The sequence below is a fragment of the Pedobacter sp. 22226 genome, from assembly GCF_052045455.1.
GTDB lineage: Bacteria > Bacteroidota > Bacteroidia > Sphingobacteriales > Sphingobacteriaceae > Pedobacter > Pedobacter jeongneungensis.
Window position 1 is genome coordinate 85,622 of sequence record NZ_JBQEPB010000004.1, and the last position, 14,664, is coordinate 100,285.

At 38.1% G+C, this 14,664-nt stretch carries 14 protein-coding genes; 6 read left to right on the plus strand and 8 right to left on the minus strand.

Going from position 1 to position 14,664, the window contains the following annotated elements; genetic code table 11:
• A complete protein-coding gene (locus tag ACTJKC_RS09915) occupies nt 1-909 on the minus strand; it encodes an ABC transporter ATP-binding protein (RefSeq protein WP_440791524.1) in 909 nt (302 codons plus the stop codon).
• A 5-nt stretch (nt 910-914) separates the two neighbouring features.
• Nucleotides 915-1,172: a hypothetical protein gene (locus ACTJKC_RS09920; protein WP_344852214.1), complete on the minus strand. Its 258-nt coding sequence runs from the start codon at nt 1,170-1,172 to the stop codon at nt 915-917.
• Nucleotides 1,173-1,431: 259 nt separating this feature from the next.
• Here ACTJKC_RS09920 and ACTJKC_RS09925 point away from each other — a divergent pair, with 259 nt between their 5' ends.
• Both ACTJKC_RS09925 and ACTJKC_RS09930 read left to right on the plus strand, forming a co-directional pair.
• A complete protein-coding gene (locus ACTJKC_RS09925) occupies nt 1,432-2,466 on the plus strand; it encodes a sensor histidine kinase (RefSeq protein ID WP_440791526.1) in 1,035 nt (344 codons plus the stop codon).
• Nucleotides 2,467-2,526: 60 nt separating this feature from the next.
• Nucleotides 2,527-3,276 (plus strand): LytR/AlgR family response regulator transcription factor, encoded by a 750-nt coding sequence (locus tag ACTJKC_RS09930; RefSeq protein ID WP_138819591.1) that lies wholly within the window; start codon nt 2,527-2,529, stop codon nt 3,274-3,276.
• Nucleotides 3,277-3,372: 96 nt separating this feature from the next.
• Here ACTJKC_RS09930 and ACTJKC_RS09935 read toward each other — a convergent pair whose 3' ends face one another.
• The 4 genes from ACTJKC_RS09935 to ACTJKC_RS09950 all read right to left on the minus strand — a co-directional run bounded on the left by ACTJKC_RS09935 (nt 3,373) and on the right by ACTJKC_RS09950 (nt 8,292).
• Complete coding sequence (locus ACTJKC_RS09935) at nt 3,373-4,131, minus strand: lysophospholipid acyltransferase family protein (protein ID WP_440791529.1); 759 nt, start codon at nt 4,129-4,131, stop codon at nt 3,373-3,375.
• 36 nt (nt 4,132-4,167) lie between these two features.
• The gene (gene tnpA, locus ACTJKC_RS09940) at nt 4,168-4,629 is read right to left on the minus strand and encodes an IS200/IS605 family transposase (protein WP_344852210.1); all 462 of its coding nucleotides are present in this window, start codon (nt 4,627-4,629) and stop codon (nt 4,168-4,170) included.
• 437 nt (nt 4,630-5,066) lie between these two features.
• Nucleotides 5,067-5,621, minus strand: a complete 555-nt coding sequence (locus tag ACTJKC_RS09945) for an NUDIX hydrolase (protein ID WP_344852209.1) — start codon at nt 5,619-5,621, stop codon at nt 5,067-5,069.
• A gap of 178 nt (nt 5,622-5,799) precedes the next feature.
• A complete protein-coding gene (locus tag ACTJKC_RS09950; RefSeq protein WP_440791532.1) occupies nt 5,800-8,292 on the minus strand; it encodes a TonB-dependent receptor domain-containing protein in 2,493 nt (830 codons plus the stop codon).
• Nucleotides 8,293-8,513: 221 nt separating this feature from the next.
• Here ACTJKC_RS09950 and ACTJKC_RS09955 point away from each other — a divergent pair, with 221 nt between their 5' ends.
• Both ACTJKC_RS09955 and ACTJKC_RS09960 read left to right on the plus strand, forming a co-directional pair.
• Complete coding sequence (locus ACTJKC_RS09955; RefSeq protein ID WP_440791534.1) at nt 8,514-9,440, plus strand: NAD(P)-dependent oxidoreductase; 927 nt, start codon at nt 8,514-8,516, stop codon at nt 9,438-9,440.
• Between the two features lie 497 nt (nt 9,441-9,937).
• Nucleotides 9,938-10,408: an OsmC family protein gene (locus tag ACTJKC_RS09960; RefSeq protein WP_440791536.1), complete on the plus strand. Its 471-nt coding sequence runs from the start codon at nt 9,938-9,940 to the stop codon at nt 10,406-10,408.
• Nucleotides 10,409-10,469: 61 nt separating this feature from the next.
• Here ACTJKC_RS09960 and ACTJKC_RS09965 read toward each other — a convergent pair whose 3' ends face one another.
• Complete coding sequence (locus ACTJKC_RS09965) at nt 10,470-12,350, minus strand: M1 family metallopeptidase (RefSeq protein WP_440791538.1); 1,881 nt, start codon at nt 12,348-12,350, stop codon at nt 10,470-10,472.
• Between the two features lie 366 nt (nt 12,351-12,716).
• On the opposite strand from ACTJKC_RS09965, the gene greA reads away from it, so the two are divergent.
• Nucleotides 12,717-13,190 carry a transcription elongation factor GreA gene (greA, locus tag ACTJKC_RS09970; RefSeq protein ID WP_025146397.1) on the plus strand — a complete coding sequence of 158 codons (474 nt, stop codon included), beginning with the start codon at nt 12,717-12,719 and terminating at the stop codon, nt 13,188-13,190.
• A 103-nt stretch (nt 13,191-13,293) separates the two neighbouring features.
• Complete coding sequence (locus tag ACTJKC_RS09975; RefSeq protein WP_440791541.1) at nt 13,294-13,692, plus strand: HIT family protein; 399 nt, start codon at nt 13,294-13,296, stop codon at nt 13,690-13,692.
• A 57-nt stretch (nt 13,693-13,749) separates the two neighbouring features.
• Here ACTJKC_RS09975 and ACTJKC_RS09980 read toward each other — a convergent pair whose 3' ends face one another.
• The gene (locus tag ACTJKC_RS09980) at nt 13,750-14,628 is read right to left on the minus strand and encodes a COG4315 family predicted lipoprotein (RefSeq protein WP_440791543.1); all 879 of its coding nucleotides are present in this window, start codon (nt 14,626-14,628) and stop codon (nt 13,750-13,752) included.
• Nucleotides 14,629-14,664: the final 36 nt, after the last annotated feature.

Below are 14,664 nucleotides of genomic sequence, written 5' to 3' on the forward strand. Positions count from 1 at the left end.
TTAATTGATTTTTGTAATATCCAGAAATAGATTTTCGAGATCCTTTTTTTGTTGATACAGACTACTTACGGTAAATCCATTTTGAACTAGCAGTGTATTTAATTCGCCGCTTTTTTGTGATGAAGTAAATGGAACGGTGATTTTTTTATCGGTTTGGGCGATAATTTCGTAACCGGTTTTTGCAATCAGTGCGCTTGCATTTTCGATGTTGTTTACTTCAATTTCGAGCAAGGGTTTGCTTAACAGGTGCAGCTCCTCTATTGTACCCTGAAATAAGAGCTGTCCTTTATTGATAATGCCCACATGTGTGGCCGTTCTTTCGATCTCTGCCAGTAAATGGCTCGATACCAATATGGTTTTTCCATGTTTGGTGGCCAGATCAATCATCAGGTTACGTACCTCGATAATCCCGTTAGGATCTAAACCATTGGTAGGTTCGTCTAAAAGTAATAATTCCGGATCTGAGATTAACGCCTGCGCAATGCCCAAACGTTGTTTCATTCCTAAAGAATATTTACTGGCTTTTTTATTAGCGGCTTCGGTAAGGCCTGCCAACGCTAACATTTCGTCTGCCTTGGTTTTTTTTATACCCAGCAGGATACAGCGGTTAATCAGGTTTTCTCTGCCTGTTAAATGGCCGTAAATGGCCGGTTGTTCTACCAGTGCGCCCACCCGTTTAAGAATGGCTATACGGTTATTGTTTATTTCTTTTCCAAATACAAAAACCTGATCAGCTGGCGACTTCAGCAGGTTAAGTAATATTTTTATAGTAGTTGTTTTACCGGCTCCGTTTGGTCCCAGAAAGCCATAAATACTCCCTTTTGGCACCTGTAACGAAAGATCTTTTACGATGGTTTGCTGGCCAAAGTTAAAATTTAAGCCTACAGTTTCGATAGCGTAATTGCTCATCACTATTATTTAAAAATAGCTGTGGCCTGTTTCACGATCGCTTCTGAACCTTTAGCAGGTTTTACCACAATCTCTGCATCATTCTGACTGGTGCTTACTGTAAGTGTTAAAATGATCATCATAAATACTGGTAATAATAAAAGTAAAAATGGCGATGTGTTTCCTAACTTTTTCATGATGGTTTGTTTTATTTGAGCGGCTGCGAAAATTCCATCAGCCATTACTGTTTGATTTTTTAAGTTGATTGCTGATGTAGTTTTCATATTGTTTTCGTTTTGATGATTCAAAGAAACTGAAGAAAAACTTCCTGCTAAAATCTATTATACCAAGTGTTCAAGATTCTAGATCAACAGACATTTTTGGCGTTTGTCGATAAAAATTGCCCATTGGGCCGTTGGTAGAAAAAAAATGCCCGTTGGTAGATTGTATAAGTAAATCGATAAAACTTTATTTATTTTGTGGCTTGAAGAATATGCGTTGTTTAAACGGATATCAGCTTCATCAATATTTAACAGATTTTAAATGAAACAAAGCAGGGGACCTTTAATATTACATGCTATTTTTTGGGGGGTAATATTTCTTTTTATTATAGTGGTAAGTATGCTAGATAAAGAGGTACATACCACAAAAGATTATTTTCTGTCGTTTTTTGTTTTTGGGATTTTAAACGTTTCAGTATTCTACATTAACTATATTTTTCTTATTCCATCATTAATCAAAAAGCGGAAAAAATATTGGTTATACATTATATCGTTTCTGCTTTTAATTGTTGTTGCAGCGTTTGTAAAGACAGTTATAGCTGTTTTAAATCCTGATGAGCTTCTTCATTATACTAATATGGAAGGTAAGAAGGCAGAAATGTCAGTAAATAACTTTGCACTAAACAGGGTTTTTGTCCTCGGCTTTTTTCTGGTTTCAAGCTGTATCATTAAATTCACTATCGATTGGTTTGCAAGCGAAAGAATTCAGCGTAATTTAGAAAGCGAACGCCGCGAAATGGAACTTCAGTTTTTAAAATCGCAGTTAAATCCACATTTTCTTTTTAATTCGCTTAACAATATCTATTCTTTGGCTTACCAGAAATCGGATAAAACAGCTGATGCGATTATGAAGCTGTCGGAAATTATGCGTTACATGATTTATGAGAGCAATACCCCTACAGTAGCTTTAAGTAAAGAAGTAGATTATTTAACGAGTTATATCGAACTACAAAAAATACGGTTTAAAGATGGGGCTTATATCGAGCTTACTCTAAATGGCGAAATCGATAACCAGAAAATTGTTCCTTTAATGTTGATCTCCTTCGTAGAAAATGCATTTAAACATGGTGTGGTAACCGATCCTGCCGAACCGGTAAGGATCAATATTATTGCCAACCAGAAAATTTTGCACTTTAGTGTTATTAATAAAAAGAATCAGCAGAATAAAGATGCGCAGGGTGGTGTAGGCTTAACCAACGTAGAACGAAGATTACAATTGGTTTATCCTGAAAGATATAAATTAAATGTTGTAAATTCGGCTACCCATTACACCTGCGAACTGATGATTGACATATAATCGGGCAACTAACCTGGCCTGGGTGATAAAGAAATCATGTATTAAATAGATTAACCAAAAATGAACTTAAACTGTATTGTTGTTGATGATGAGCCTTTAGCGCTTGATATTTTACAGGATTATATCTCAAAAGTGCCCTTTTTAACGATGGTTAAGAGGTGCGAAAACCCCATTGAAGCTTTGCAGATTGTGCAGGGTGGTGGAATTGATCTTGTGTTTTTAGATATCCAGATGCCTGAACTTACAGGAATTCAGTTTTTGAAAATTGCCGGCAATAAATGCCATTATATATTAACCACTGCCTATCCGCAATATGCTTTGGAAAGTTATGATCTGAATGTTTCTGATTATTTGTTAAAGCCAATTGCATTCGATCGTTTTTATAAAGCGGTAGAAAAAGTACACAATCAGGTAAAACCGGTTGAAACTCCGGCAAGTGTGGCACAGCCCATCATTACTCCTGCGCCGTTTTCAGGAGCACCAAATCCGGTTCAGGATTACATTTTTGTTAAAACAGAACACAAAATCCAAAAAATTTACCTTCACGATATTCTGTTTATTGAGGGCTTGAAAGATTACATTTCGATTTTCACCAAAGATGAGCGTGTAATTACGTTGCAGAGTATGAAGAAAATGGAAGAAGCTTTACCTCAAAGCCAGTTTATCCGTGTACATAAATCTTATATTGTTGCGGTTGATAAAATTGAAAGTATTGAGCGCAGCCGGATTACGATTAACCAGAAAATTATCCCTGTAGGCGATACTTACCGCGATGAATTTTTCAGGGTGATTGGAAACAAGAACATTTAAAGGGGTGATGTAAAATGGAAGATGGATGATGGGCGGTTGGCGTTAGGCGTATAGCGGCGATTAACCAATTTAAACAATTAACCAGTTAACCCTTCTTTACAGCGTAGCTGGCTGCTGCATTGGCTGACCTAAAACCTTCCTGATTTCATTTTCTACCTCTAAGGTAATGTCGTTTGCTGTTTTTACGCCAGGTTCAATTGGTTTTAAAACCGTCCATCTTAAGGCATTACCGGTGGTTAATGGAAACATGCCAAAACGAACAATTTTCCACGAATTTTCTATAGCTACCGGAACAACCAATGCATTGGGAACCACCTTTAAAATGGTGGCAATACCGCCAAACTGAAAGGTTTTTAACTGACCATCTTTTGCACGCGTTCCCTCTGGAAAAATAACGGTACTCCAGTTGTTTTCTTTCATTCTTCGGCCAAGTTTAATGATTTCAGAAATGGCCTGTTTATTGTCTTTCCGGTTGATATTGGCTCCGCCACCTAAGCGCAGGTTAATGGAAATAGATGGAATGCCTTTGGTAAGCTCGATTTTCGAAATGAACTTTGCACTGTGTTTTCTTAAAAACCAGATTAATGATGGGATATCGTACATGCTCTGGTGGTTAGCCGCAAAAATGATCGGCCTATCGGTTGGCAGAACGTATTCGTTTTTAAAGCTGATGGAATTGAAAAGAAAAATCTGGCAATAAGTAAGAAAAAAATTAAGGATATCAACAGAAACCTTATGCGCCTTGTAGCCAAAAATTTTATAGCAAAGCCATTGTATAGGATGGAAGATGCAGAGGGTTAATCCGAAGAAAATATAAAAAACAGGGCTTAAAATATATCCAAAAAGCTTGCTCATCTGGTTGATTTAATAGGCGACAAAGATAATAATAAATTATTCTGGTTCTTTGAAGATATATTTTTCTTCGTAGTCGATTTTAAAGGTTTTTAAAAAGCTAGTGTATTCCTGGAAAAATGTTTCTTTTTTATGGTGCTGTTCCTGATTTTGGATATATTTAATAACATTTTCTACATCGCTCCTGGCATATGAAAATGCTCCATAACCTTCCTGCCAGGCAAATTTTGTTTTACAAAATCCCTGATTGTTTATCCATTTAGAACTTTCTGTTTTTACATTTTGAATCAAGCTGGAAATTGACTGATGCGGCCGCATCCCGATAAAAATATGAATATGGTCGGGCATGCAATTGATCTGGATCATTTTATGATTATTTGCCTGAAATATCCCCGTAATGTATTTTAAAAGCCTTTCTTTCCAATCAGGTTTAATTAAAGAAGCGCGGTGCTTTACAGCAAATACAAATTGAATGTGTAACTGAGTATAGGTATTAGGCATTGCATTTTAAATTTAAATCCATATTAACGTTCCTACGGAACGAAATTATATCTGTTATTTTTCCATCAGGGGATATTATCTTTATAAGACAACTGACAGATTTATTCGGGATGGATTTCAATTGTTTTAGCAATTGGTTAGTTAAATTAAGAATTATTTTGAATTATATAAAATATTCAAATTTTCCCTACCGTAACCAGATTCAATCACGAAACGTTCCTACGGAACGAAAATTCACGTTTAATTGGTTTTCTACCAAGGATTTGTCCCTAGCGGGACAAGGGATTTTCTGTGTAACAATTCATAAATAAAAAATCATAGAGGTATGATTATCCCCATATTTAATATCTCATGTCCCATCGGGACATATCATAGGTAGTAAGGAAAAATATTTGATATTTTTTATGTTCCGTTAGGAACATTTGGTGATTGTGATATTACAATTCCCCATTCAACATCATCAGCTTTGCTTTTAATATTGCGGTCACGCTCATTGAATCTGTGATTTTGCCGTTCAACACCATCTGATAAGCCTCTTTAAAGGGTAATTTTTTTACGATAAGCTGTTCCGTTTCTTCGGGCATGGCAATCCCTTCAATTAAGCCGGTAGCTATATAAATAATGCTCAGTTCATCGCTCACAGAATTGGAAAGGTGCATTCTTTGAATTTCTTTCCAGTTTCTGGCACTCATGCCGGTTTCTTCCAATAATTCTCTTCGGGCGCTTTCTATAGGTGCCTCTTTGAGCGGACCGCCACCTTCCGGAATTTCCCAGCTGTAAGCATCCAGCGCATACCGGTATTGGCCTACCAGCCAGGTGTTGTAATTTTCATCTAAAGGAAGGATCCCGATGGCCAGATTTTTAAAATGCACGGTGCCATAAATCCCTTTTCCGCCAGATGGATTAATTACCTGGTGTTCGGTTAAACGGATCCAGTTATTATCATATTTTACCTCGCTCTCCAGCGTTTTCCAGGGGTTAATATCTTCCATGGTGCAAGATAGCAACTTACTATGGGTTTTTAGAAGGAAGAAATTCTAGTGCAAAAAAAAGGTGCTTAGATTTTTTCTAAGCACCTCTTGTTCAAAATAATCATCCTGAGCGTTTCGACAAGCTCAACGTGATAAATTGCAATTAATTTAACTTTATGATACAGCCTATTGGTCAAGATTAGAATGATCCTTCATCAGGACGGTTCTCCTGCTGATCGTCTTTCTTCTTTTTACTGGCACCGGTAAAGGTGGTTTTTCCGAAACGGTAAGAGAAAGTTAAGCTACCCATTGTTCCCTGCATCTGACGCTGGAAATCAACTATTGTATAATTGTCTTCGGTGGTCATACTCCATCTACGGGTATTAAACACATCTCTAACATTGAAACTTAATGATGCCTTTTTGTTTGGGAAATCATATTTCGCACCGCCATCTATGCCATACATTGCGTTACGTTTTCCTTGTGCCATCACCTCTGGCGCCCTGTAATCGCCACGTACCTGTAACGATAGATTTTTAACCACCGTTAAATTTCCGGTTACGTTGGCATTCCAGCTAAAGCCACTGCTTGATGCAATATCAAAACGCTCATCACCGGCAAATTTGGCCTGGTATAAGTTAACGTTGGTGGTGAAATTTAAAGCTTTAATCAGATCAAACCGACCGATTAACTCCACACCACTATTAATCTGGTGTGATAAATTTTGAGGGGTTGAAGTGATAATCCCGTTAACAGGTGTGCTTCTTACACGCTGAATTACATCGTTGGTTTGACGGAAATATAAACTCGACGTTAAGGTTACTTTTTTCCAGTATTTGCTATATCCAAGCTCAAATGAGTGCACATCCTCCGGTAACAAATTCGGGTTACCACCTCTATAGTTTAAGGGATCAGAAACATCCAAAAACGGGTTGGTATCCCATGGGCGTGGACGGTTTACACGGCGGGTATAGCTTAATTGAAGTTGATTGTCGCCTTTCAGTTTCTGCGTTAAAAATACGCTTGGGTATAATCTTTTATAGTGGATATTTCCTTCAGCTGTAGTTAATACGTTGTTGGTATAACCTTCTAAATGGGTATCCAACCGCGCATCTTCAGCCCTTAAACCTACCTGGTAACCAAAATCTTTAATCTGGTTCTGGTAATTAAAATAAAGGGCATGTACCTGGTCTTTGCTATCAAAACCATTAATCAGTTTATTATTACTTACATAAACATTGGTATTGGTAGGGATTGAATCGGCATACTGATCGTTATTTCCTAAACGGATTTGGCTGCGGTAACCCAATTCAATTTTACCTGCTTTACCTACTGGAAGGGCATAATCCGTCTGAATATTGTAATTGGTGTTATTACCGGTGTTAAATACACGTTGTAAACTTAAGGTTTCGTCAATTGGAACACCATTACGGTTAATGGTATTGGTGCTGTAAGCCTGATCGTTGTTATTTGTACCGTATGAATAGCCAAAATTAAAAGTTAATTCTTCTTTAGGCTTTTTAAACTTCTGCACATAATCCAGGTTTGCATCATAACTATTGCCATAACCATCAGTAGTATTGGTTCTGTTGCTCAGTAAAACAGGAGCATTGTTTGAATTTAACTGTCTGATATTTAGCAAATCGTTGCGGTCGTTTTCTCTCGAATTGAAACCACCCGATAAGCTGATTACGCTTTTAGGAGCCAGATAATAGTCGATACCCGCTTTAGCATTGTGTCCTTTATCTAAAGAGTTTGAAACCGTATTCTGGTTCGCAAAAGCTGTTGAACCCGGTGTTGCTGTTTTATAGGTAATATCCTGAAAACCGCCACCAATACGGTTACCATAACGGTAGCTGTAATTACCATAAATGTTTACTTTGCTGTTCTGGAAACTTAAATTGGTATTGGCGTTGTAGTTATCGCGGTTACCTGCCGTTACGGCTGCCGAGCCATTAAAGCCTAATTTGGTGTTTTTCTTTAATACAATGTTGATGATGCCCGACTGACCTTCGGCATCGTATTTGGCTGATGGATTGGTAATTACCTCTACACTTTCAATGGAGCTGGCCGGAATAGATTGTAAGATTTGCGCAACGTTACCGCCAGCAATTAAAGATGGCTTACCATCAATTAAAACTTTTACACCGGTTGATCCGCGAAGGCTCACATTACCGTCCATATCGGTAGAAACTGAAGGTACATTTTGCAATAAATCGCCTGCAGAACCACCTTCGCTGATTACGCTCTGATCTACAGCAAAAATCTTTTTGTCTATTCCCATTTGCATGCCTTGTTTCTGGCCTGTTACGGTAATTTCGCTTAGTACATTACCTTTTGCAGGGTTCATTTTAATGTCGCCGAAATTTAACGCACCTGTGGTAGCCGTAATCGTTACATTATCCCTAACCATGGTTTGGTAACCAACAAAGCTGATTTTAAAGGTAAAAGTCCCGGTTGGGAGATCAGTCATCACAAATGCACCGTTCACATCTGTTTGTACTATTTTGGCATTTTTTGCGGTGGCTTTATTAATTAAAACTGCTGTGGCAAAAGGAATGGTTTCTTGTGTTTTGGCATCTTTAAGTACTCCGGTAATTTTTGCTTTTCCGCCTGTTTGTGCGAAAAGACTAAATGAAAGGGTAAGCAGCAGAAGGGTAATCTTTATTGTTTTGTATTGTAAAAGTCTCATTTAAAAAATAAAATTTGTGTGTTTTTATAAAGGGAGACAAAGTAACGGCAACTAAGTTTAATAAATGGGCCGTAACTATTTTATTACAGCCATTTTAGCGTAATATTTTTGTGGGTTAATTTATCAGTTTGGCAGATCTTAACAGGCAGTTTTGAGTTTTGCCTAAAACAATGACGGAATATTACAATTGATCAATGTGCAAAATGTTACTTTTGTTCATTATGAATAGGATATTAATTGTTGACGATCTGCACCCTGCATTTAAAGAGCAGGCCATTGCCATGGGTTACCAGGTTGATGATGAACCACAGATTACCCGTCAGCAAACTTTAGATAAAATAAAAGATTATACCGGTATTGCTGTAAGGACAAAATTTAGAATAGATGCCGAAATTTTTGCAGCAGCACCAAACCTGAAATTTGTGGCCAGGGCAGGAGCAGGTTTGGATAATATTGATGATAAAATTGCCTTTGAAAGGAATATAGAATTAATTAATGCGCCAGAGGGAAACTGCGATGCCGTTGGCGAACATGCTACGGGTTTACTGTTATCGTTGATGAATAACTTCCGCAGGGCTGATATGGAAATCAGAAATGGCGTTTGGGACCGGGAGGGTAACCGCGGTTATGAGCTGAAAGGCAAAAAGGTTGGTATTATTGGCTATGGTTTTATGGGACAGAGTTTTGCTAAAAAACTCGCTGGTTTCGAAGTGGATGTAATGGCATACGATAAATATAAAACAGGTTTTAGCGATGCTTTTGTCCGCGAGGTAAGCATGGAAGAAATTGTAAAACACAGCGATGTGTTGAGTTTGCATATTCCCTTAACTGCTGAAACCAAACAAATGGTGGATGATGAATATTTTTTCCATTTTAAAAAGCCGATTTTCTTTATCAATACGGCCAGAGGAGAAATTGTGGATACACCAGCAGTGCTAAATGCTATAAAAACTGGAAAGATTTTAGGTGCAGGTTTGGATGTTTTACAAACTGAAAAATTCCCGGCGTTAGGCGAACAGCCCTGGTATGATGAATTAAAGAATAACGACAAGGTGATTTTAACCCCACATGTTGGTGGCTGGACCTTCGATTCGTACCGGAAAATTTCGGAAGTTTTGGCCGGTAAGTTAAGCGGGCTTGGTTTTTAGTATAATTCTTGCTTGTTTTGGTTTTGAAAAGCACAGGCACAGCTAGTCGTGAAGGTTCTGTCCTGCTTTTCATTACAAGTCCTCGCTACGCTGTGGGCTTTCCATTACAATCAGGTTTATATTGTTCGGCTGCAGCCTGCAACCCTTAAAATAAACAACTGGTTTTGCCATTTAGCCCTGGGTAAAGCGTTACCCTGCAGGGCAGAGGTACGAAGCCCAAAGCGTATAAGCGGAACACAGGAGCCAATTTATTTTCTTACACAGGCCACGCGCTCAAAATAAAAATTAACATCTACTTAAACTCGATACTTAGGTTTAAAAAAGGTATAAATCTCCATTTTATTTTCCGAGTTTGCGCTCGTTTATCAACGTGCGCATCAATAGCCATACGATTCTATCGTTTCTAAACGATAAATTATTCAACGCTCATTAGAAACGAGCGTTAGCTTAAGTAATTTTATTTTCTTAAATTGGCTATACAATCTAACCAATTTATCATGCCGAAAGATCATTTATATTCTACTACGGTTACCTGGACGGGCAATAAAGGCTCGGGTACGATGGATTACCGTTCCTACGACCGCGATTATGTTATTTCAGTAAAAGGCAAAGCCGATATTGGCGGTTCATCAGATTCTGCCTTTTTGGGCGATAAATCTAAATATAACCCCGAAGATCTTTTACTGGCATCCATTTCCAGTTGCCACATGCTCTGGTATTTGCATTTATGCTCTAAAAATGAGATCGTAGTTATCGATTATAAAGATGAGGCGGTAGGTACCATGGAAGAATTAGCTGATGGAAGCGGGAGATTTAGAGAAGTTACCCTCCATCCACAGGTATTGATTGCCGATAAGACGCATTACGAACTTGCAGCATCGCTGCATCATGAGGCTAATAAAATGTGTTTTATTGCCAATTCGTTAAATTTTCCGGTTAAACACGAGCCGGTACTCAGTTTCAGTTAGTAGTTAACAGTTTTCAGTTGGCAGTTACATCTAACCGCCAACTGAAAATTACGACTGCCAGCTATTTCGCTGACCAAACATTATCCTTCGGCGTAGCATCTACATAAATGCCATTATCCAGACTGATTGATGTTATCTTTTTAGTGGTATTAACTGTTATATTAACCTCTTTCTGATTTGCTTTCCAAACGGCTGGTGTTTGGTGGATGGTTTCTGTTTTTCCATCGGTATAAGTTACCACAACATCAAATGGGATGGCGAAACCACCGATATTTTTAACAGTTACCGTCGATTTTCCTTTTGCAGGTGTTACTTTGGTAATGGCTAAATCGAGGTAGTTGTTGGTGAAAAACCAGTTTTGGAAAAACCAGTTTAAATTTTGTCCTGATCCTGCGTTCATCGAATTAAAATAATCCCATGGAATAGGATGTTTACCATTCCAGTTGCTCATATAATTATGTAATGCTTTTTTAAATAAATCATCGCCCAACATATCTTTCAAGGCCAAATAAGACAATGATGCTTTTCCGTAAGAGTTATTTCCGTAACCTGCACCCGAAACCTGATCAGACATCGAAATTACCGGCTGGTCTTCTTCTGCAGATTTATCGTTAATGTATTGATCAACCCTGAATTTTTTGTAAAAATCATCAGCAGCCTGTTTGCCATGTTCGGCAATGCCGATTAAATATTCGAATGTAGTGGCCCAACCTTCGTCCATATAAGCATAGCGGGTTTCGTTAATGCCCATGTAGAAAGGGAAATAAGTGTGAGCAACTTCATGATCCTGAACCAGTTGTGCAAAAACAGGGTCACCAAATTGAGAATCGTTTACCATCATTGGATATTCCATATCGGCAAAACCCTGAAAAGCTATTGTTTTTACATAAGGATAAGGAATGCCCGGCCAGTTGTTCGAAAACCAGTCTAATGCGTTAAGATTATATTTAACCGAATTTACAAAATCTTTTCCGGTTGTTGGATTATATGCCGCCTGCGCGCTCGATCTTCTGTTGGTTTTTTTATCTACAATTACACTTGCGCCATCCCAAACATAATGGTTACTCAGGGCAAAAGTAACATCGGTAATGTGGTTTACTGCAAATTTCCAGGTGTTCCAGTCTTTTTGCTGGGTTACTTTGCCGTCTTTCATTTCCTGTTCGGTAGCAATGTGGATCACCTCATCACCATTATACGATTTTTTTAAACGTGCAGAAATCTCTGGTTGTAATACTTCATCAGGGTTAAGGAAATCGCCTGTGGCATATACCACATAATTTTTAGGCGCTTTAACCGAGAATTCGTAATCGTTAAAATCGTTGTAAAACTCAGCCCTGTCGGTATGAGGGATGCGGTCCCAGCCGTTATAATCATCGAAAACCGAAATGCGGGGATAACTGTAAGCCACAAAGAAAGAGTTTGGATCAATCTGTCCTTCGCGGCCGCTTTCTTTTGATAAAGGATAATCCCATTCTATTTTAACCGTAATTTTCGATTTTGGCGCCAATGGTTTCTTCATTTTTACATTGCCAACTGTTCCCCAGTTTTTGCTGTCAACTTTGTAAGTTTCGCCATCTACTGAAAAAGAGATAATATTTAATCCGGTGCTCAAAAAATCTTCGCTCACTGCACCATTTCTTGGAGAAGTTGGTTTATGCAGGTTGTTTACAAACCGGATGGCCAGATTTTTTAATGTATCCGAACTGTTGTTGCTGTACAAAATTTCTTCTTTACCGCTTACTACTTTGGTTTCGGCATCTACCTTGATGTCCATGTTGTACTTACCATGGTTTTGCCAGTAATTTGGACCGGGTTTTCCATTCATCGAACGGGTACCTTTGGCATAGGCCGCTTTAATATTCCGGGGCATATAAAGCTCCTGGGCCGAAGCCATATATCCGCCCAAACTTAGGAGCAGGGCAATAGAAAATAACTTTTTCATTTTTTAAGAATAATTTAAGCTAAATTAAAACTAATGATTGAATTAGAAAATGATTAAATGAGAGAATGGTTGAATTACAGAATGATTGAATAAGAAAATGATTGAATGAGAGAATGATTGAATGATAGATTTTTGAATGAATGTATGATTGAATGTTACATTTTTGGTGAGTTTTGCTTCTCATACAAGCCTATTTGGTGTAAAAAAAAGATCCTGAAATCTAAAAATCCGTTAAATCTTAATCTTTTATTTGCTTTTGTAATTTCCACATTTTATCTTCGTTATAATTGAAGCAAGACTATGTAGCAAACCAACTATATAGTCTTGTTTGTTTTTTATAGCGTTTGAATAAAAATTAATAGAGCAATGACAGAGGTAACATACTACACCCAAGAGGGGTTGGATAAATTGAAAGAGGAGGTACATTATCTAACTACCACCGGTCGTCAGCTTATATCTAAAGCAATTGCAGAAGCAAGGGATAAAGGTGATTTATCGGAGAATGCAGAATACGATGCCGCAAAAGAGGCGCAGGGATTGCATGAAGCTAAAATTTCAAAATTAAAGAATACGCTGGCAAATGCACGTTTAATTGATGAATCGAAAATGGATTTATCAAAAGTATTGGCATTATCTATCGTAAAAATAAAAAATGTTAAAAACGGTGCAACCATGACTTACCAATTGGTGGCAGAAACAGAAGCAGATTTAAAAACCGGAAAAATTTCGGTTAAATCGCCAATTGCACAGGGCTTACTGGGCAAATCCGTAGGCGAGTTTGCAGAAATTGAAGTGCCTGCAGGTAAAATGCAGTTCGAAGTACTCGAGATATCGAGATAAGCGAATAGCGTTTGGCGGTGAGCGATTATTAAAACGCCTATCGCCAAACGCATAACCCTAACCGCTCTGCCCCCAAACCTTCCACCTTTTAACCTTTCACCTTATGACTATCTTTTCAAAAATTGTTGCAGGCGAAATCCCTGCGCATGTTGTAGCCGAAACTGTAGAATATTTAGCTTTTCTGGATGTTCAGCCTTTAACAGCAGGACATGTTCTGGTAATCCCTAAAATCGAAACAGACTATATCTTTGATATGGACGAAGATTTATATGTGGGTTTATGGATGTTTGCTAAAATTGTAGCCAAGGGCTTAAAAGAAGCTTTTCCCTGCAAAAAAATTGGTGTTTCAGTAATCGGACTGGAAGTTCCACATGCGCATATTCATTTAATACCGATGAATAATGTGAGCGATATGAACTTTAGCAAAGAAAAATTAAAGCCAACAAACGAAGAATTGGCTGAGGCTGCTGAGAAAATTAAGCAGGCTTTATTAACAGTATAAAAAAGGCCGGCTGATAAAATACCAGCCGACCATTCTACCCGCCTAACCCAACTGTTTTTATTGTGCCGGAGCAACAGTAGCGTTTAGCTGTAGTACAGGCCAAACCGAACCGACCGCAGCATTTGCTGGTTTTACAGTAATACCTAGGTTATCACCTCTATTTATATCTGATATATAATAATATAAAGGCCATCCTTTATAGGTTAACTGTTTTTTACTGATTGTGGCTACAGTGATCACATTCACATCGGTTTTTGCTATAGCTGAAGGAACATTAAGGACCTCAGATGTATAAACCGGCCAAATTCCTTCTTGCGTTGCGCCTTTGGTATAAGTATTTACGCCATTTTTATCTGGCGCAAAGGCATATAATGTACGGCCTTTGTTATCCGTAAGGTAAATGGTTTTGCCATCGCCTACAGTATAGGTATTTGTGAAATTGGTACTGATTCCGTTTACTTTTCCCATCAACTGCGCATTAGCCAGCATTAAAGAATAATCGGGCTTGGCCACAAACCAGATTCCGCCCACACCATCGCCTTTAACATCACCCTTTGCAGCATCGCCGGCAAAATAATAAAGTGGATAACCACGGTAAGTGCTCTGTTTACGTCCATCAGCCCTGGTAACTTCTCCAACTTCAGCTTTATTCAGGTTTAAATCTGTACTGGCATCTGCCGAATAGTAAAGTGGCCAGATGGCTTCGCAACCACCAGTGCAGGTTGGGGTACCAGCAGCATCAGATGAAAAGAAATATAAAGTTTTTCCGTCCTTATCCGTTAACACGCTTCCGAATTTGGCATCGGTTGCCAGTTGGATTCCCTTGTTGTTATTAACCGGAGTTGTAGGTTCATCAGAACTGTTTTTCTTACAGGCTGTAAATACCATGGCTATACAAATGATAGCCAATAGATTCTTTTTTAAGTAGATTAGCATAAGATTTTTGTTTTTAGTTTTAACTTTAATAAAAAT

What these genes read in the sequence shown, in the direction of transcription:
- ACTJKC_RS09915 (WP_440791524.1), bottom strand. Translation starts at nt 909, where the DNA reads ATGAGCAATTACGCTATCGAAACTGTAGGCTTAAATTTTAACTTTGGC.
- ACTJKC_RS09920 (WP_344852214.1), bottom strand. Translation starts at nt 1,172, where the DNA reads ATGAAAACTACATCAGCAATCAACTTAAAAAATCAAACAGTAATGGCT.
- ACTJKC_RS09925 (WP_440791526.1), top strand. Translation starts at nt 1,432, where the DNA reads ATGAAACAAAGCAGGGGACCTTTAATATTACATGCTATTTTTTGGGGG.
- ACTJKC_RS09930 (WP_138819591.1), top strand. Translation starts at nt 2,527, where the DNA reads ATGAACTTAAACTGTATTGTTGTTGATGATGAGCCTTTAGCGCTTGAT.
- ACTJKC_RS09935 (WP_440791529.1), bottom strand. Translation starts at nt 4,131, where the DNA reads ATGAGCAAGCTTTTTGGATATATTTTAAGCCCTGTTTTTTATATTTTC.
- tnpA (WP_344852210.1), bottom strand. Translation starts at nt 4,629, where the DNA reads ATGCCTAATACCTATACTCAGTTACACATTCAATTTGTATTTGCTGTA.
- ACTJKC_RS09945 (WP_344852209.1), bottom strand. Translation starts at nt 5,621, where the DNA reads ATGGAAGATATTAACCCCTGGAAAACGCTGGAGAGCGAGGTAAAATAT.
- ACTJKC_RS09950 (WP_440791532.1), bottom strand. Translation starts at nt 8,292, where the DNA reads ATGAGACTTTTACAATACAAAACAATAAAGATTACCCTTCTGCTGCTT.
- ACTJKC_RS09955 (WP_440791534.1), top strand. Translation starts at nt 8,514, where the DNA reads ATGAATAGGATATTAATTGTTGACGATCTGCACCCTGCATTTAAAGAG.
- ACTJKC_RS09960 (WP_440791536.1), top strand. Translation starts at nt 9,938, where the DNA reads ATGCCGAAAGATCATTTATATTCTACTACGGTTACCTGGACGGGCAAT.
- ACTJKC_RS09965 (WP_440791538.1), bottom strand. Translation starts at nt 12,350, where the DNA reads ATGAAAAAGTTATTTTCTATTGCCCTGCTCCTAAGTTTGGGCGGATAT.
- greA (WP_025146397.1), top strand. Translation starts at nt 12,717, where the DNA reads ATGACAGAGGTAACATACTACACCCAAGAGGGGTTGGATAAATTGAAA.
- ACTJKC_RS09975 (WP_440791541.1), top strand. Translation starts at nt 13,294, where the DNA reads ATGACTATCTTTTCAAAAATTGTTGCAGGCGAAATCCCTGCGCATGTT.
- ACTJKC_RS09980 (WP_440791543.1), bottom strand. Translation starts at nt 14,628, where the DNA reads ATGCTAATCTACTTAAAAAAGAATCTATTGGCTATCATTTGTATAGCC.